Here is a 12575-nt window from a genome sequence, read left to right on the forward strand (position 1 = left end):
AGTTCGTCCTGGTCAGCCGCAACAGCGGCAAGGTGCTCGACGTCAGGGGAGGCAGTACGGCCGAGGGTGTCACGCTGATCCAGTACCGCGACGTCGGCAGTTGCAAATCGCTCTCTCGTCATCGAAAGGTGCAAGATGTCTTCCTCCGTCAGCAGACGGCGCCTTCTGCAAGCAGCCGGGGCCACGGTCGCCGCATCCGCAACGGGATCCTTCATGGGCGCATCTCCCGCGCAGGCGGCCGTTCCTCCCGCAAGGGCCGACATCGGGGTCTTGGCGCACCCCTTCGAACTCGGTCAGGTCCGGCTCACCGCAAGCCGGTGGCTGGACAACCAGAACCGAACGCAGAACTATCTACGGTTCGTCGATGTCGACCGACTGCTGTACAACTTCCGCGCCAACCACCGGCTCTCCACCAACGGCGCGGTTGCCACCGGCGGCTGGGACGCGCCGGACTTCCCCTTCCGTACCCACGTCCAAGGGCACTTCCTCACGGCCTGGGCACAGCTGTACGCCGTGAGCGGGGACACCGTCTGCCGGGACAAGGCCACCTACATGGTCGCGGAGCTGGCCAAGTGCCAGGCCAACAACAGCGCCGCCGGTTTCAGCGCCGGGTACCTCTCCGGCTACCCCGAGTCAGACTTCACCGCTCTGGAACAGCGGACCCTGAGCAACGGCAACGTGCCGTACTACACCATCCACAAGACCCTCGCCGGCCTGCTGGACGTATGGCGCCACATCGGCAGCACACAAGCCCGTGACGTGCTGCTCGCCCTGGCGGGATGGGTCGACTGGCGCACCGGCAGGCTGAGCGGCCAGCAGATGCAGACCATGCTGCAGACGGAGTTCGGCGGCATGAACACCGTGCTGACGGACCTCTACCAGCAGACAGGCGACGCGCGGTGGCTCACCGCCGCCCGGCGGTTCGACCACGCCGCGGTGTTCGACCCCCTGGCGTCCGGCCAGGACCAGCTCAGCGGACTGCATGCCAACACCCAGGTGCCCAAGTGGATCGGGGCCGCCCGGGAGTACAAGGCCACCGGCACGACGCGCTACCGGGACATCGCCACCAACGCCTGGAACTTCACCGTCAACGCGCACACCTACGCCATCGGCGGCAACAGCCAGGCGGAGCACTTCCGCGCTCCGAACGCCATCGCCGGCTACCTGAACAAGGACACGTGCGAAAGCTGCAACACCGTCAACATGCTCACCCTCACGCGGGAGTTGTTCGCGCTGGATCCGAACCGGGCCGCGCTGTTCGACTACTACGAGCAGGCGTGGCTCAACCAGATGATCGGCCAGCAGAACCCGGCCGACGGCCACGGTCACGTCACCTACTTCACTCCCCTCAATCCGGGCGGCCGCCGCGGTGTGGGCCCGGCGTGGGGCGGCGGCACCTGGAGCACCGACTACGGCACCTTCTGGTGCTGCCAGGGCACGGGCCTGGAGATGCACACCAGGCTGATGGACTCCCTCTACTTCCGCAGTGACGACACCCTGATCGTGAACCTGTTCGTGCCCTCGGTGCTCAACTGGTCGGAGCGCGGGATCACGGTCACCCAGACCACGTCGTACCCGAACAGCGACACCACGACCCTGCAAGTCACCGGCAACGTCAGCGGTACCTGGGCGATGCGCATCCGCATCCCGGGCTGGACCGCAGGGGCCACGATCAGCGTCAACGGCACGCGGCAGGACATCACCACCACGCCCGGCAGCTACGCCACCCTGACCCGCTCCTGGACCTCCGGCGACACGGTCACCGTCCGTCTGCCCATGCGGGTCGTCATGCGAGCGGCCAACGACAACCCGAACGTCGCCGCGATCACCTACGGCCCCGTGGTCCTGTCGGGCAACTACGGTGACGCCGGGCTCAGTTCCCTCCCGTCGCTGAACACGTCCTCGATCACCCGGACCAACGGCACTTCGCTCTCCTTCACCGCGACCGCCAACGGCTCCACCGTCAACCTGGGCCCGTTCCACGACGCGCACGGCCACAACTACACCGTCTACTGGAACACCAGCGACACCGTCCGGCTCGCCAACGTGGGCAGCGGTCTCGTGCTGGGCATCCAGAACATGTCCACGGCCGACGGTGGCCGCGCTCTGCAGTGGAACGACTCGGGCACCGCCGACCACGACTGGCAGATGATCGCCGACGGAAACGCGGTCCGCTTCCGCAACGCCCACAGCGGCAAGGTGCTCGGCGTCCTGAACATGTCGACGGCGGAAGGCGCGACCGTCCTGCAGTGGTCGGACAACGGCACCGCCGACCACCGATGGACGCTGCTCGACCAGGGAGACGGAACCTACAAGATCCGCAACGAGAACAGCGGCAAGTTGCTCGCCATCGCGAACAACTCCACTGCCGTGGGTGCGTTCGCGGTCCAGGACTCGGACGACGGCACTGCCGACAACCGGTGGCGCATCGTGAGGAACTAGGCCGCCGAGGAAGCACATCCTGGTCGGTCTCACGGGGCCGAACCGAAAACGCTCACCCAACGAATGAGGCCCGCATTGCGCAGACTACGTTTCAGCCGCGGTCATCTGGCCGTGGTGCTCGCGGCCCTGGTCGCGTCGGCGGCGACGCTCGTCGCCAATCCGGCTCAGGCGGCCACCACCAGCACCGTGCGCGGTGTCGGTAGTGGCCGGTGTCTCGATGTACCGGGTGCCGCCCAGACCGAGGGCACGAACGTGCAGGTCTGGGACTGCCACGGCGGGACGAACCAGCAATGGACACTGACGGACAACAACCAGCTGACCGTGTACGGCAACAAGTGCCTGGATGTCCCGGGCCACGCGACCACGGCCGGTACCCGGCCGGTGATCTGGTCCTGCAACGGCGGTACGAACCAGCAATGGCGGGTGAACGCCGACGGCACGATCGTCGCCGTGGAGTCCGGGCTGTGTCTGGACGTCAGCGGCGGCGCCACGGCCAACGGCACGGCGGTGCAGCTCTGGAACTGCAGCGGCGGCAGCAACCAGAAGTGGACCGGCCTGTCCGGGACGCCCAACTCGTGTTCTCTTCCGTCGACATACCGATGGACGTCGACCGGTCCGCTGGCGCAGCCGGCGAACGGCTGGGTGGCGCTCAAGGACTTCACCACCGTGACGTACAACGGCCGGCACCTGGTCTACGCGACCGTCTCTGACGGAACGTCGTGGGGCGCGATGACGTTCCAGCCCTTCACGAACTGGTCGGACATGGCCTCGGCCGGCCAGACGAAGATCAGCGGGTCCGCGGTGGCGCCCAAACTCTTCTACTTCGCGCCCAACAACATCTGGGTGCTGGTCTCGAACGGGTGGGGCACCGCCTGGCCCTTCAGCTACCGCACGTCGAGCGACCCCACCAACCCCAACAGCTGGTCAGCGCCACAGGAGCTGTTCACCGGCAGCCTCCCCACCGGCGGCCCGATCGACCCGACCGTGATCGCCGACGACCAGAACATGTACCTGTTCTTCGCCAATGACAAGGGCAGCATCTTCAAGTCGACCATGCCGATCGGGAACTTCCCGAGCAGTTTCGGCTCGTCGTACACGACGGTCATGAGCGACACGGAGAAGAACCTGTTCGAGGCGCCGGAGGTCTACAAGGTCCAGGGCCAGAACCAGTACCTGATGATCGTCGAGGCTCGTGGCGCGACCGAGCAGCGCTTCTTCCGCTCGTTCACGGCCTCCAGCCTGAACGGTCCGTGGACCGCGCAGGCCGCCACCGAGAGCAACCCCTTCGCGGGCAAGGCCAACAGCGGTGCCACCTGGACCAACGACATCAGCCACGGCGACCTGGTCCGCAACAACCCCGACCAGACCATGACAGTCGACCCCTGCAACCTGCAGTTCCTCTACCAGGGCTACGACCCCAACACCCCAAAGGACACCCCGTACCAGCGACTGCCGTACCGGCCTGGCCTGCTCACCCTGCAGCGCTGATCTGCGCGTACATGATCACAGGCTCGTGACCTTGCCCCTTGAGGGAGGCAAAGCACTTCCGCTTTGCCTCCCAGGACGGACCTCCCACGGTTCTTCCCCTACACAGACGACTGCTTCGTGTCTTACGCGTCCGCCGTCCTGACGGTCGCCGCGTCCGTCACGGCCGCGGTCCAGACCACCGCCACGGCCGCGCCGGGCTGGGCTGGGCTGGGCTGGGCAGGAACAGCTTCGAGCGAGGCCGCCGACGCAGGCCTGCGGGCCAACCCCACCAGGTTCCCCAGAGGCATGAAGGCGGCCGGCGACTACATCCACGGCAAGGGCCTGAAGTTCAGGATCCGGCACCTACCGGATTCCGGCGTCGGGAACCACCTCCATGGGCGTCACGAAGAAGCGCCACGGCTCGATCCCGGATCAGCCGTCTACTGGGCACACCCGCCCGTCACTTCCGCTCTGTCGTCCGGACGGGGAGAGGCTCGACCGAGCGCAGGTGCTCCCACTGCTTGGTGTTGCTCACGTGCAGCAGTGCGGCGGCCTGGCTGAGGGCGGCATCACGGGTGGACAGCGCGTTGAAGATCGCCTCGTACTCGGCCAGGGCGCGGCCGGCGGCTCTACGGGAAGGCGATCGCGGCGGCGGGCAGGGGCGTGCCGTGCGCCTCGCACATTTCGGCGATCGCCCGAGCGCGGTCGACCAGGGCGGCGGTGCGTCGCGGTAGCCGTACCTCATGCCCGGAACCGCTGGAACGCCATCGTGAACGCTGGTCGACGCGCACCCCACCACGGAGTGACCTGAAGAAGTTCCCGGCTCACGGCAACCGGGTGAGGGGTCTGTGACAACAAGGAAGCGGAGCCGGCCAGTTCCGGTGGCCGGGCTTTCCTCCAGTGACAGCATGCAAGGAGCACCTCACCCCCATGAACAACCCCACGAACGGCGGGCGCCGCGGGCGTCATCGCCGCCGCTGGACCGCCACCGCTGTACTGCTCGGTGTGCCCGCCGCCGTCGTGCCGTACCTCGTGTTCACGCAGGACGACTCGCAGGCCAGCAGTGCGCAGACCACGGTCGCGGCTCGGCCGTATGTGTGGAAGAACGCCCAGGTGGTGGGTGGCGGTTATGTCACCGGGCTGGTGTTCAACCCGCGGGAGAAGGGCCTGCTGTACGCGCGCACCGACATGGGTGGTGCCTACCGCTGGGACGCCGCGGCCGAGCAGTGGATCCCGTTGACCGACTGGATCGGCGAGAAGGACTGGAACCTGCTGGGCATCGACTCGGTGGCCACCGACCCCGTCGACCCCAAGCGGCTCTACCTCTCGGCGGGCACCTACACCAACGACTGGGCGGGCAACGGCGCGATCCTTCGCTCCACCGACAAGGGCCGCACCTTCAAGCGCACCGATCTGCCGTTCAAGGTGGGCGGCAACGAGGAAGGCCGCGGGGCGGGCGAGCGGCTGGTGGTCGACCCCGCGGACAACGGCACCCTCCTGCTGGGCACCCGTAAGAACGGCCTGTGGCGCAGCACCGACCACGGCGTGACGTGGCGTCAGGTCTCCTCGTTCCCCGTCAAGGACGGGGCGAGCAGCGGTGCGGGCATCTCCTTCGTGACGTACGGACCGGCCGGCAGCAAGACGATCTACGTCGGCGTCAACGACAAGTCCACCTCCCTGTACCGCTCCACCGACGGCGGCAGCACCTGGCAAGCCGTCTCCGGGCAGCCGACCGGCCAGCTGCCGCAGCACGGGGTGCTCTCCGGTGACGGCTCGCTGTACCTGACGTACACCGACAAGCTGGGGCCCAACGGCGTGACGGCGGGTTCGGTGTGGAAGTACACACCGGCCGGCGGGGCGTGGAAGAACATCTCCCCGTCCCAGGGCAGTTACGGCTTCTCCGGTCTGGCCGTCGACCCACGCAAGCCTTCCACGGTGATGGTCACCACCCTTGACCGCTGGTGGCCCGAGGACGAGGTCTACCGGACCACCAACGGCGGCACGACCTGGAAGGCCCTGGCCGACAAGTCGGTGCGCAGCGCCTCCGCCGCTCCTTACGTCGGCACGCACACCGGGCACTGGATGACCGCCCTGGCCATCGATCCCTTCAACTCCGGGCATGTGCTGTACGGCACCGGCAACGGCATCCTGCGCAGCAAGGACGCCAATGCCTCCGACAGCGGCGGCACCAGCCACTGGAGCAGCGGGGCCCGAGGGCTGGAGGAGACCGCGCTGATGGACGCGATCGCCCCGCCCGGCGGCGCCACCGTCATCACCTCCATGGGCGACCAGGGCGGCTTCCGCCACGACTCCCTCACCAAGGTGCCCTCCGGGCGCCTGAAGAACCCGCTGATGACCAACAGCACCGACATCGACTTCGCCCAGGCCAAGCCCGCGATGATGGTCCGCGTCGGCCGCGGCGGCGCGCAGGACGGCGCGTACTCCACCGACGGCGGCCGCAGCTGGCACGGCTTCAAGGCAGAGCCGGTGGCCAGTGCCCAGGACGGGCGTGTCGCGCTCGCGGCGGACGGCTCCGCCATCGTCTGGACCCAGGCAGGTCAGGCCCCGTACCGCTCGACGGACAAGGGAGCGAGCTGGTCCAGGGTCAACGGCCTGGGCACCGACGCCGTGGTCGTCGCCGACCGCTCCTCAGCGAGGACCTTCTACTCACTGTCCGGCGGCACGCTCTACGCCAGCACCGACGGCGGCGCGACCTTCACCGCCCGCTCCGGCAACCTGCCCGCCGGCAAGCTCAACGCCGTCCCCGGCATCGCCGGTGACCTGTGGATCGCCGGCGGCGATAAGGGGCTGCTGCACTCCACCGACGGCGGCCGTACCTTCACCACGCTCAGGTCCGTGCAGTCCGCCTCCGCCCTCGGCTTCGGCAAGGCCAAGCCGGGCGCCAACTACCAGGCCCTGTACCTGATCGGCACCGTCAAGAACGTCACCGGAGTCTTCCGCTCCACCGACAAGGGCGCCACCTGGCTCCGCGTCAACGACAACGCCCACCAGTGGGGCGCCATCGGCAGCGTCGGCGTCATCACCGGCGACCCCGACACCTACGGCCGCGTCTACGTCGGCACCAACGGACGCGGCCTCCAGTACGGCGACCCGTCCTGACCTCGAAGTTTCGTGACGGTCCGCCGACGGAGTCGGTGGACCGTTCTCGGCACCGTTCGCGCGTTGTCGGGAGCGGGCTCGCCAGAGCCCCGGTCCAGATTCCGTCTGGACCGGGGCTCTCGGCGTTCTCACTGCCTGGCTGACCGTCGGCTCAGTCGACGCTCAACCCCGAACTGACGGGCCGCCCTGCTCTCACGCCTCGCCTGGTGGGCAGCCGCGGGCCCGGCGTCGAGGTCTCCAGGTCCTCGACTTACTTGGTCGTCTGGTTGTCGAAGATCTCCTGGGTGTACTGGTCCATGGTCTTGGCGTCGACGTCGTCGCAGGCGTCGGGGCGCTTGCTTTGTGTGCCCTTGAGGTCCTTGACCTGCTTCTCCAAAGCGGCCTTACAGGCGGCGAGGTCGGGTTTCTCGCCGCTGCTGCTGCTGCAGGCGGTTGTCGTAGCGGCGAGGGCGAGCAGGACGGCTGTGATGGCTATACGGGTGCGCATATTTCCTCCTGAGACTGTTTGGCACAGATGGGCATCGTGCGGCAGGTGGGAGCCTGCTGAAGGTGCTGTGGCAGTGGTGAACAGCGCGTTCGCGGCCCTGTCCGACGGCGTCGTCACCGGAGTGCCGGTGAGGGCCGCGGAGAGGGAGTCCCCCCTGCCGCTCACGTCCCCAGACGAAGAGGAAGGCCACGATGCCGACGGTCAGGTCGACGGCCACCCCTCCCCTTAACCACTATTCCACTACTCGATTAGTGGAATGATGATGGAAGGGAGTGACGGGAGTTGTCAATAGGGACCCGAGCCCTGCGCTGCCAGGCGCTTCGCCCGGCGACGGTCGTGAAGGGTGAGCTCGGCAGCACGCGATGACACGTCACTGCAGCTCGCGCACGCCCTGACCACCGTCAGCACCCGCCGTGACAAATCGCCGCCGCGCACTTCCAACCCGCCCTCGATCACGGCTGCCGATGCAGGGTCCGCACCTGACTGACCACCGAAATGTCGGCCGATGGGCCCCTCTGGTCACTTCGGACACGACCAGATCTCGCCTCTTGCCTCTCCCGGACCCCGTTGACAACTGCCACCACTCCCTTCCATCATCATTCCACTAATCGAGTAGTGGAATGATGATGGAAGGGAGTGAGGGCCGTGGAGTACCGCATCGACAGGCGGAGCGGGGTCCCCGCCTTCCAGCAGATCGTGCAGCAGACCAAGCAGGCCCTGCGCCTTGGCGTACTGGTGCCGGGTGACCGGCTGCCCACCGCCAAGGACGTCGCCGAGACGAGCGCGGTCAATCCGAACACCACCCTCAAGGCGTACCGCGAGCTGGAGCGCGAGGGCCTGGTCGAACCGCGACCGGGTCTGGGCACCTTCGTACGTCGCACGCTGGGCCGCCCCGAGACGGGCACCGACTCGCCGCTGTACGGGGAGCTGGTGGCGTGGATGGCGAAGGCGGCCGGGGCCGGTCTGGAGCAGGAGGACGTGGCCGCGCTGGTCGCGTCGGCGCTGGAGCAGCAGTACGCCCCCGCCATCACGGCGGTCGCGGGGGCCACGACAACCAGGAGCACAGGTGAGTGACGTCATGTACGCGGGGCAGCCGGCGCTTGAGGCGCACGGGCTGGGGATGCGCTACCGGCGGGGCTGGGCGCTGCGGGAGTGCACCTTCCGGCTTCCGGCGGGCAGGATCTGCGGGCTGGTCGGCCCCAACGGGGCGGGCAAGACCACGCTGTTGAACATCGCGGCCCATGTCCTGAAGCCGACGCAGGGCTCGCTCAGTCTGTTCGGCGAGGCACCGGGCGCGGTTGAGTCCGGTCGGCGTACGGCCTTCCTCGCGCAGGAGAAGCCGCTGTTCCGTCGCTTCACCGTGGCGGAGACCCTGCGGCTGGGGCGGGAGCTGAACCCCGGCTGGGACCAGCGCGCCGCCGAGGACATCGTCCGCGCGGGCAACGTGCCCTTCGACGCGAAGGTCGGCACGCTCTCCGGCGGCCAGCGCACCCGCGTCGCCGTCGCCCTGGCTTTCGGCAAGCGCCCCGACCTGCTGCTGCTCGACGAGCCGATGGCGGACCTCGACCCGGTCGTGCGCCACGAGCTCATGGGCACTCTCCTCGCCGAGGCCGGCGAGCGTGGCACCACCGTGGTGATGTCCACCCACGTCCTCGCCGAACTGGACAACGTGTGCGACTTCCTCGTCGTCGTCTCCGGCGGCGGAGTGCGCGTCGCCGGTGACGTGGACGAGCTGATGACCATGCACACCGTGGTCACCGGGATCAAGGAGGGCGAGGGCCTGCCCGCCGCCCTCGGATACCACACCCTCGTCGAGGCCCGGACCAGCGGACGGCAGTTCACCGCGCTCATCCGCCCGGAGGGCCCGGTCACCGGCCCCTGGGAGGTGGCCGCCCCGAGCATGGAGGAACTCCTGCTCGCCTACCTCCGCTCACCCGACGCACCCCCGCTGATCACCCCCACCGCCCAGGTCCAGGGCCAGCCGTTCGGCACCGGGACGGTGGCGGCATGAGCACCTTCACCAACCCCTCGACCGGCGGCAGGAACGGAACAACGAACCGGACCATGAACGGCACAATGAACGCGACGAAGCACGCAACCAAGAACGGGGCCGGGAACACGAGCACCCCGCCCGCCGCCCGGCGCCCCCGCCTCAGCGGTATGACCTGGCTGGTCTGGCGCCAGCACCGGGCCGCGTTCTGGACCATCCTCGCCGCGACCGTGCTCTGCACGGCCTGGATGATCTACCAGCGCGGTCAGATGATGGACTTCCTCGACGCCTACGGCTTTCCCGCCAAGAACATCAACGACGCGGAGACGGAGTTCCAGCCGTACGCCGCCGCGTTCACTTCCGTCACCACCGGCCTCACGGCGATACCCGTCATACTCGGTGTCCTCCTCGGCGCCCCACTGCTCGCGAGCGACCTGGAGAACGGCACGGCCAAGCTGATCGCCGCCCAGTCCGTGAGCCGCAACCGCTGGCTCGCCACGAAGCTGGCCCTGGCCGGGCTGGTGGTCGTGGTCAGCACGGTGACACTGTCGGCGGTGTTCGCCTGGTGGTGGAACCCCATCAAGGCCCCCTACCTGGACTTCGACTGGACCTCCCGGGAGTTCTTCAACACCACGGGCCCGGTGCCCGTCGCCCTCTCCCTCCTCTCCGTGTTCGGCGGGGTGCTCATTGGTGTGATCCTGCGCCGCACGCTGGCGGCCATGGTCGTGACCCTCGGCTTCACCGTCGCCCTCCAGGCCGTCTGGGGCTACTTCAAGCTGTCGCTCGGCGACATCGTCACAGCCACCAGCAAGCCCGTCAGCCCCGGTGACCTGGTGATATTTCCAGACATGCCCCGCACCGCGCACGAGCTCGACGCCTCGTATGTCACCGGCGGCGGCAAACTGATCGACTTGACCACGTGTGCGGATGCGCAGACGGAGCAGGCGGCTCAGCTGTGCATGAAGAAGGCAGACATCGTGGGTGCGTCGGTGGATTACATCCCGATGTCGCAGATGAGCGGTATGCAGTGGTTCGGAGCATCGATTCTGTTCGCCCTGACCGCCGGGATCGTGGCCTTCCTCTTCATCTGGGGACGTAAGCGGCTCGTCTGAGGAGCCGTTCGCGCCCCCGCAGGGCAGAACGTCGAGCTGTCCTGGCGTCAGCGGCGGAGTGTCCTCCATCAGCGTCCAGGGTCTCTCGAGGTGGCTTGGCCAGCGCCCCTCATCGGTGCGGCGGCCGCAGGGGGCCGAGTCCACGCCCCCTGCGCCGCGCCGCTGAGCACCGGTCCAGGCTCGATCACCAGGCCACGTCGCCGTGACGGTCGCGGAAGGTTCCCGTCGGTCCGTCGGGCCCGATGGTGGCGAGTGCGACGATCGCGTCGGTCCCCTCCGTCACGGTCTGCGGCCCACTGTGCCCGTTGAAGTCGGTCGCGGTGTAGCCGGGGTCGGCCGCGTTCACCTTCACGTCCGGCCAGGACTTCGCGTACTGCGTGGTCAGCATGGTCACGGCGGCCTTCGACGCCGTGTAGAGCGGTGCGAGAGCCCGGCCCTCGGCGCGTGCGGCGTCGTGGGTCAGCTCGAACGACCCCATGCCGCTGGACACGTTCACGATGACCGGATGCGCGGACTTGCGCAGCAGGGGCAGGAACGCGTGCGTCACCCGGACGATCCCCACGACATTGACGTCGAACACCGTCGTCGCGTCAGCGGCCGTGAGCTGCTCGGCGGGGAGGTGCGGCCCGAGGACACCCGCGTTGTTGATCAGGACGTCGATGCCGCCTTCGCGAGCCGTGATGTCGGCGGCGGCCGCGGCGACCGACGCGTCGTCGGTCACGTCGATCCGGACGAAACGGGCGCCGAGTGCGTCGGCGGCGGCCTGGCCGCGCTCGTTGTCGCGAGCGCCGACGAGGACGGTGTGGCCGGCCGCGATCAGGCGGCGGGCGGTCTCGTACCCGAGGGACTTGTTGGCTCCGGTGATGAAGGTTGTGGTCATGCGTTCACTCTCGGGCCGTGACGAGGGGACAACCAGTGCCCCCCGCGACGGTAGGACTGCCAGTACCAGGCACAACGGCCGTACCGCGGCCACAATGGCCGAGTGGACGAGACCCTTGGCACGGCACTGCGCCGCTGGCGCGACCGGCTTTCTCCCGCCGACGTCGGGCGGCCCTCGCGGCCCGGACGACGTGCGGCGGGGTTGCGCCGCGAGGAGCTCGCCGACCTCGCGGGGCTGTCGGTCGACTACGTGGTGCGGCTGGAGCAGGGACGTGCGACGAGCCCTTCGGCACAGGTTGTCGCGAGCCTGGCCAGGGCACTGCAACTGCAGCCCATGGAGCGCGACTACGCCTACCGGCTGGCCGGCCTCCTCCCTCCCCAGGAGGGGATGATCTCCACGCATGTCCCGGCGGGGGTCCAACGCATGCTGGCTCGTCTCGGGGAGTACCCCGTGGGCGTGTTCAGCGCCGACTGGACCCTGCTGTCCTGGACCCCCTCCTGGGCGGCGCTCCTGGGCGACCCCGGCGCCCGGACACCCGTCGAGCGGAACCTGGTGCGGGCGGTGTTCGCCACGGGACCCTCGGGGCTCGCATCCTGGCCCGTGCTGCAGGACGGCGACACCCTGTCCACCGCCCTCGTCGCCGATCTGCGCACGGCTCTCGTCACCTATCCACGCGACCGTGGCCTGATCGACCTGGTCGAGGAACTGCGGTCCGCCAGCGCGGAGTTCGCCCGGCTGTGGGACGAGGGCGCGGTCGGTCCGCACGTCTCTGCCCGCAAGACCGTCGTACACCCCCAGGTCGGCGAGGTGACCTGCGACTGCGACGTACTGACCGTCCCGGGCTGCGACATCCGCCTCGTCGTCTACACGGTGGCCGCGGGTTCCGCCGACGCGGAGAAGCTGGAGTTCCTCCGGGTCACGAGCGGCGCGGGCGCGGACGGCGCCTCGCCGCAGGGACCCGGCCTGTTCTCCACGCCGTGACGGACGAGGTCCGCAACGGCTCCGCCGCCAGGCGGACCCTGACCACGGCACCGCGCGGGTCGTGGGAGACCGGGGTCACAGTGTCGTTGCGGGCAA

The 12575-nt window shown here is 68.7% G+C and carries 9 protein-coding genes and 2 pseudogenes; 8 read left to right on the forward strand and 3 right to left on the reverse strand.

Annotated features, from left to right (window positions below; genetic code table 11):
• Positions 1-135 precede the first annotated feature (135 nt).
• The 3 genes and pseudogenes from D1369_RS07940 to D1369_RS43745 form a co-directional block, all read left to right on the forward strand.
• Positions 136-2442, forward strand: a complete 2307-nt coding sequence (locus D1369_RS07940; RefSeq protein WP_037901862.1) for a beta-L-arabinofuranosidase domain-containing protein — start codon at positions 136-138, stop codon at positions 2440-2442.
• Between the two features lie 63 nt (positions 2443-2505).
• Positions 2506-3930: a non-reducing end alpha-L-arabinofuranosidase family hydrolase gene (locus tag D1369_RS07945; protein ID WP_007385670.1), complete on the forward strand. Its 1425-nt coding sequence runs from the start codon at positions 2506-2508 to the stop codon at positions 3928-3930.
• Positions 3931-4047: 117 nt separating this feature from the next.
• Positions 4048-4218: pseudogene (locus tag D1369_RS43745) on the forward strand (hypothetical protein); the annotation flags it as partial.
• Positions 4219-4369: 151 nt separating this feature from the next.
• On the opposite strand, the pseudogene D1369_RS43750 reads toward D1369_RS43745, so the two are convergent.
• A pseudogene (locus D1369_RS43750) lies at positions 4370-4540 on the reverse strand (GntR family transcriptional regulator); the annotation flags it as partial.
• A gap of 299 nt (positions 4541-4839) precedes the next feature.
• On the opposite strand from D1369_RS43750, the gene D1369_RS07965 reads away from it, so the two are divergent.
• The gene (locus D1369_RS07965; protein ID WP_037901859.1) at positions 4840-7029 is read left to right on the forward strand and encodes a carbohydrate-binding protein; all 2190 of its coding nucleotides are present in this window, start codon (positions 4840-4842) and stop codon (positions 7027-7029) included.
• Between the two features lie 250 nt (positions 7030-7279).
• Here D1369_RS07965 and D1369_RS07970 read toward each other — a convergent pair whose 3' ends face one another.
• Entirely contained in the window at positions 7280-7516 is a 237-nt protein-coding gene (locus D1369_RS07970) for a hypothetical protein (protein ID WP_037901856.1), read from the reverse strand.
• 636 nt (positions 7517-8152) lie between these two features.
• Here D1369_RS07970 and D1369_RS07975 point away from each other — a divergent pair.
• Genes D1369_RS07975 through D1369_RS07985 form a run of 3 tightly spaced genes read left to right on the forward strand, consistent with a single transcriptional unit; the run spans position 8153 to position 10618 of the window.
• On the forward strand, positions 8153-8590 hold the full coding sequence (locus D1369_RS07975) for a GntR family transcriptional regulator (RefSeq protein WP_082319491.1): 438 nt from the start codon (positions 8153-8155) through the stop codon (positions 8588-8590).
• 4 nt (positions 8591-8594) lie between these two features.
• Positions 8595-9527 carry an ABC transporter ATP-binding protein gene (locus D1369_RS07980; protein ID WP_037903813.1) on the forward strand — a complete coding sequence of 311 codons (933 nt, stop codon included), beginning with the start codon at positions 8595-8597 and terminating at the stop codon, positions 9525-9527.
• Positions 9524-10618 carry an ABC transporter permease subunit gene (locus tag D1369_RS07985; protein ID WP_050789783.1) on the forward strand — a complete coding sequence of 365 codons (1095 nt, stop codon included), beginning with the start codon at positions 9524-9526 and terminating at the stop codon, positions 10616-10618. Before D1369_RS07980 ends, D1369_RS07985 begins: the two co-directional genes overlap by 4 nt.
• A gap of 184 nt (positions 10619-10802) precedes the next feature.
• Here D1369_RS07985 and D1369_RS07990 read toward each other — a convergent pair whose 3' ends face one another.
• Positions 10803-11498, reverse strand: coding sequence for an SDR family NAD(P)-dependent oxidoreductase (locus tag D1369_RS07990; RefSeq protein ID WP_007385663.1), 696 nt, complete (start codon positions 11496-11498; stop codon positions 10803-10805).
• A 102-nt stretch (positions 11499-11600) separates the two neighbouring features.
• Between D1369_RS07990 and D1369_RS07995 the strand changes: the two genes are divergently transcribed.
• Positions 11601-12479, forward strand: coding sequence for a helix-turn-helix transcriptional regulator (locus D1369_RS07995; protein ID WP_007385662.1), 879 nt, complete (start codon positions 11601-11603; stop codon positions 12477-12479).
• Positions 12480-12575 lie beyond the last annotated feature (96 nt).

Origin of the sequence: Streptomyces sp. CC0208 (assembly GCF_003443735.1) — a bacterium.
Taxonomy (GTDB): domain Bacteria; phylum Actinomycetota; class Actinomycetes; order Streptomycetales; family Streptomycetaceae; genus Streptomyces; species Streptomyces sviceus.

Coding starts and splice junctions, on each gene's coding strand:
- D1369_RS07940 (WP_037901862.1), top strand. CDS start 136: ATGTCTTCCTCCGTCAGCAGACGGCGCCTTCTGCAAGCAGCCGGGGCC.
- D1369_RS07945 (WP_007385670.1), top strand. CDS start 2,506: ATGAGGCCCGCATTGCGCAGACTACGTTTCAGCCGCGGTCATCTGGCC.
- D1369_RS07965 (WP_037901859.1), top strand. CDS start 4,840: ATGAACAACCCCACGAACGGCGGGCGCCGCGGGCGTCATCGCCGCCGC.
- D1369_RS07970 (WP_037901856.1), bottom strand. CDS start 7,516: ATGCGCACCCGTATAGCCATCACAGCCGTCCTGCTCGCCCTCGCCGCT.
- D1369_RS07980 (WP_037903813.1), top strand. CDS start 8,595: ATGTACGCGGGGCAGCCGGCGCTTGAGGCGCACGGGCTGGGGATGCGC.
- D1369_RS07985 (WP_050789783.1), top strand. CDS start 9,524: ATGAGCACCTTCACCAACCCCTCGACCGGCGGCAGGAACGGAACAACG.
- D1369_RS07990 (WP_007385663.1), bottom strand. CDS start 11,498: ATGACCACAACCTTCATCACCGGAGCCAACAAGTCCCTCGGGTACGAG.